Source organism: Flavobacterium sp., assembly GCF_003525665.1.
Classification (GTDB): Bacteria; Bacteroidota; Bacteroidia; order Flavobacteriales; family Flavobacteriaceae; genus Flavobacterium.
Window position 1 is genome coordinate 23,875 of sequence record NZ_DQDX01000188.1, and the last position, 5,000, is coordinate 28,874.

The following is a 5,000-nucleotide window of genomic DNA, read 5'->3' on the forward strand; positions in this document are numbered from 1 at the left end:
TAAAGTCCACGAAGTTTTTCTTCGTCGTCTATGATTAGGATGTTTTTCAATTTGAAACTAAATTAGAATACAAAATTACAGAATTACTTTCTTCTAGTGTCTATAACGTAAATAATCTTCCAAACATCGTTTTCTTTAAAAAGTGTAAATGCATTCACGCCTTTGTGACTCAATTTATCATTTATGTAGAATTCATAAGGCGTCCAAGCATGTGCCATTGTGCCATCAACTTGAATGGAATAATTCAAAATCTTTTCCTTAATATTAAAATTCGCCGGAATTGAAGCAATTGATTTGTAAAATTCTGAAGCTGCTTCATCCGATAATTTTCCTCCATTTGCATTTTCTTGGATGGATTGCAAGATAATTTTATCAGAACAAATTGATTTTAATTTCACGGTATCTTTTGCATGAAAAGCTTCGAAAAAAGTTTCGATTGTTTTTTGAACTTCTTGATTTTGAGCGTTTACTGAAACCGAAAATATCAGAATCAGTAAAAAGGATATTTTTTTCATTTTAATACAAATTTGTAGTTACAATAATATTAGTATATTTTTTATGCTATTTATTACAAAACTAATCGATTTTAGTACTTTTACATTCTTAAATCTAATATTTGAAATTTAAAATCTAATATTCATGTCAGTAGCTAAAAAAGATTACAAACGAATTACCACCAAATCATTAATTGAAATGAAAGCCAATGGCGAAAAGATTTCGATGCTTACAGCATATGATTTTACCATGGCAAAAATTGTTGATACTGCTGGTGTTGACGTAATTTTAGTTGGCGATTCTGCCAGTAATGTTATGGCAGGTCACGAAACGACTTTACCAATAACTTTAGATCAAATGATTTATCATGCTTCGAGTGTTGTAAGAGCAATTGAACGCGCTTTGGTTGTGGTAGATTTACCTTTTGGAAGTTACCAATCGGATCCAAAAGAAGCGCTTCGTTCATCAATCAGAATCATGAAAGAAAGTGGCGGACATGCGGTAAAATTAGAAGGCGGAAGCGAAATTAAAGATTCAATCAAGAAAATATTAAACGCCGGAATTCCAGTTATGGGACATTTGGGTTTAACTCCACAATCTATTTATAAATTTGGAACTTACACCGTTCGTGCAAAAGAAGATGCCGAAGCTGAGAAATTGCTTGAAGACGCAAAATTATTAGAAAAATTAGGTTGTTTTGCCTTGGTTTTAGAAAAAATTCCAGCGCATTTAGCGGAAAAAGTTGCCCAAAGTATTTCGATTCCAGTAATAGGAATCGGCGCTGGTGGCGGCGTTGACGGACAAGTTTTAGTAATTCACGATATGCTTGGAATGAACAATGAATTTAGTCCGAGATTTTTACGTCGTTATTTAGATTTATACGATCAAATGACCAAAGCTATCGGTAATTATGTAAGTGATGTTAAGAGTAAGGATTTTCCAAATGCTAATGAGCAATATTAGATAGCAGGTTTCAGATAGCAGGTTTCAGATTACAGATTACAGATTACAGATTACAGTTTGCAGATTTTAGTTTGCAGTAAACTGAACATCAAAAAAATATGGCAGAAAAAATCGTTTCCAACAAATCCAATCTTCAAATTCTTCATGAAGACAATCATATTATTGTGATTAACAAGCGCGTTGGCGATATTGTGCAAGGCGATAAAACTGGTGACAAACCCTTATCCGAAATTGTAAAAGAATACATTAAAGATAAATATGAAAAAGCAGGCGAAGTCTTTCTTGGCGTAGTTCACAGATTAGACAGACCAACAACCGGAATCGTAGTTTTTGCCAAAACCAGCAAAGCATTGGAACGATTGAATAAAATGTTTAGCGAAAGAGAAACCAGTAAAACGTACTGGGCAGTTGTAAAAAATAAACCACCAAAAAGTGAAGATAACCTGATACATTTTCTGAAAAGAAATGAAAAAAACAACACTTCCAAAGCACATCTAAAAGAAGTTCCCGACAGTAAAAAAGCATCTTTAGATTATAAAATCATCAAAGAATTAAACAACTATTTTGCTTTAGAAATTAACCTTCATACGGGAAGACATCATCAAATTCGCGCCCAATTACAAGCAATTGGTTCACCAATAAAAGGTGATTTAAAATATGGTTTTGACCGCAGTAATCCTGATGGCGGCATTCATCTTCATGCTAGAAAATTAAGTTTTATACATCCAGTTTCTAAAGAAAATATAGAAATTATTGCTCCAACTCCATCGGATGCTATTTGGAATTCAATTTAAAAAAGTATATATTTACAAAACATAAACGTAGGGTTTCTACGTAAGTAATTGTTATAACCCCAAATTATAATTGATACCTATGAGAAAATTACTAATTACCTCGATTTCCTTAATTGGAATTACTGCTTTTTCACAAGAGCATTTTGCTGGTTTAACGACTTCTAATCGCGTTGGAGTTTTATCTGCAACCAACAATCCGGCCGAACTTGTTAACATGTCACACACATTTGAAGTAGGTTTCTATTCCTTAAGTGCCAATGTTTCTAATAACAAAATTGGTATTAACGACCTTTTTTCTGATAGCGATTTAGAAACCATACTTTTTACAGGAAATGATCCAGTAAATTTAAGAGTGGACACCGAAATTTACGGACCAAGTTTTGGAATGAAATACAAAAAATTAGCCTTTGCAATTACCACAAAAATCACAGGAAAACTTGATGTTGTTGACGTAGATCCAAATCTTGGTGATGGATTGGTGAATGCAGGTTTGAACAGTTTATTTGGTTCAACAACAATTAGCAATGATTACAACCAGCGTTTAAGTGGAACCACTTGGGGTGAAGTTGGGCTGACTGGCGCCATGAATATCATCAACAATGCCGAACATAAATTTAATGTTGGAGCTACTTTTAAATTACTTTTTCCTGGATCGTATTCTAACCTTGGTTTGGATAAATTTAACGGAACAATTACAAATACTGCTGGCGATGTTTACTTGAGTAATGTTAACAATGTCAACCTAAATATTGCCTATTCTGGCGGATTGGCAGATAATTTTTCAAATGTTAATGACTATACCAAATCACTAATTGGCGGATTAAACGGTTTTTCTGGCGATTTAGGAATTAACTACCAATGGAGAGATCAACCCGAAGATAATCCGAAGAAGAATCAAAATAAATACAAATTGAATGCAGGTTTATCTGTAAGAAATATTGGCTCAATGACGTTTAAAGACGATAATAATTACGCCACTAATTATGTTTTAAATATTCCGTCAGCAACAATAGGGAATCCTGGTTTAAACTTAAATCAATTTCAAAATGTCGAAAATCTTCAAGAAGTTGAAGAAATTCTCATTAACGAAGGCTATTTAAATAAAGTAGAAGCAGAAAAGAACGAATTCACAGTAAAATTACCAACTACCATTACAGCTTATGCCGATGTAAAACTTATTCCTAAAGTTTTCATTTCGGGATTTTTACAACAAAAGCTGAATGAAAATAACGGTAACGATCAAATCACAGCTCAAAACATTGTAACCATTACGCCACGTTTTACAACTAGATTTTTTGAAGTATTTGCACCTTTTAGCAATACCGAAATTGCAGGATTTAGCAGTGGTGTTGGTTTTAGAATTGGCGGATTTTACTTAGGATCAAGTTCTGTGATTACTGCTTTAGCGAGCGATAATAGCAAACAAGCAGATATTTACACTGGTTTTAGATGGGGATTTTTATAAAAAATGGAATTCAAAACTAACATTGCTTACCGAAAAGACAAACTAAAACTTCTTCTTTCTACCTTAATAAAGTATGAAAATGAAATTACTTTAGCTTTATATAACGACTTCAAAAAATCTGAATTTGAATCAGTTATAACCGAAACTAGTTATGTGATTTCCGATTTAAAACACACCATTAAAAACATTAATAAGTGGGCAAAACCAAAAAAGGTTTTGCCTTCACTTTTAAATTTTCCGTCGTCCGATTATATTTTGAGCGAACCTTATGGAAAAGTACTTGTAATTTCGCCTTGGAATTATCCGTTTCAATTGGCTTTATGTCCTTTAATAGCAGCAGTTTCTGCAGGAAATCAAGTCGTATTAAAACCATCAGAATTAACTTCGAATACCTCCAAAATTATTTCTAAAATAGTAGCAGAAGTATTTGATAAAAACCATGTTGAAGTCATTGAAGGTGATGCCGAAGTTTCTACAAAACTACTAGCTCAGCGTTGGGATTATATTTTCTTTACAGGAAGCGTTACCGTTGGAAAAGTGGTTGCAAAAGCAGCAGCAGAATTTTTAACTCCAGTGACATTGGAACTTGGCGGAAAAAATCCGTGTATTATTGATGAAAATTGCAATGTTCAAGTAACCGCCAAACGAATTGTTTGGGGAAAATTTCTAAATGCTGGACAAACCTGCATTGCACCCGATTATTTACTAGTTCATACCAATGTAAAATCGAAAATTGTTGAAGCATTAAAAGAAGAAATCACCTTTGCTTATGGCGAAAATCCTGAAATTTCTCCCGATTTTCCTCGAATTGTCAATGAGAAGAACTTCCTTCGACTTTCTGAATTCTTAAACAACGAAAAAGTACTTTTTGGCGGTAAAACTAACAATGCAGATTATTACATCGCTCCTACTCTTTTGGACGAATCACAATTGGATAGCGTAGTAATGAAAGACGAAATTTTCGGACCAATTTTGCCGATAATTAGTTATAAAAATGAAACTGAAATTGAGCAAATAATTTCAAATTACGAAAAACCATTATCACTTTATGTGTTTTCCAATAGAATAAATTGGGCCAAAGAAATTGTAAAAAAATATTCTTTTGGTGGCGGATGCATCAATGATACCATTGTACATTTTTCTAACAATAGATTACCATTTGGTGGTGTTGGAAACAGCGGAATTGGAGCTTATCACGGCAAATTAAATTTTGATATTTTCTCACATAAAAAAGCAATTGTTAACAAAAAAACTTGGTTAGATCTTCCTTTTAGATATGCTCC

5 protein-coding genes are annotated in these 5,000 nt (G+C 33.1%); 4 read left to right on the forward strand and 1 reads right to left on the reverse strand.

The features are described 5' to 3' along the window. Nucleotides 1-83: 83 nt before the first annotated feature. Nucleotides 84-515 (reverse strand): nuclear transport factor 2 family protein, encoded by a 432-nt coding sequence (locus tag DIU01_RS13315; protein WP_290835224.1) that lies wholly within the window; start codon nt 513-515, stop codon nt 84-86. Between the two features lie 124 nt (nt 516-639). Between DIU01_RS13315 and panB the strand changes: the two genes are divergently transcribed. The 4 genes from panB to DIU01_RS13335 form a co-directional block, all read left to right on the forward strand. After that, on the forward strand, nt 640-1,458 hold the full coding sequence (panB, locus tag DIU01_RS13320) for a 3-methyl-2-oxobutanoate hydroxymethyltransferase (protein ID WP_290835226.1): 819 nt from the start codon (nt 640-642) through the stop codon (nt 1,456-1,458). A gap of 98 nt (nt 1,459-1,556) precedes the next feature. Further along, on the forward strand, nt 1,557-2,252 hold the full coding sequence (locus DIU01_RS13325) for an RluA family pseudouridine synthase (RefSeq protein WP_290835229.1): 696 nt from the start codon (nt 1,557-1,559) through the stop codon (nt 2,250-2,252). Between the two features lie 79 nt (nt 2,253-2,331). After that, nucleotides 2,332-3,717 (forward strand): hypothetical protein, encoded by a 1,386-nt coding sequence (locus DIU01_RS13330; RefSeq protein ID WP_290835231.1) that lies wholly within the window; start codon nt 2,332-2,334, stop codon nt 3,715-3,717. 3 nt (nt 3,718-3,720) lie between these two features. After that, on the forward strand, nt 3,721-5,000 hold a 1,280-nt coding region (locus tag DIU01_RS13335), incomplete at its 3' end, for an aldehyde dehydrogenase (protein WP_290835234.1).

Excerpts from the sequence above, each read along its gene's own strand:
- DIU01_RS13325 (WP_290835229.1), top strand. The coding sequence starts at position 1,557 with ATGGCAGAAAAAATCGTTTCCAACAAATCCAATCTTCAAATTCTTCAT.
- DIU01_RS13330 (WP_290835231.1), top strand. The coding sequence starts at position 2,332 with ATGAGAAAATTACTAATTACCTCGATTTCCTTAATTGGAATTACTGCT.
- panB (WP_290835226.1), top strand. The coding sequence starts at position 640 with ATGTCAGTAGCTAAAAAAGATTACAAACGAATTACCACCAAATCATTA.
- DIU01_RS13315 (WP_290835224.1), bottom strand. The coding sequence starts at position 515 with ATGAAAAAAATATCCTTTTTACTGATTCTGATATTTTCGGTTTCAGTA.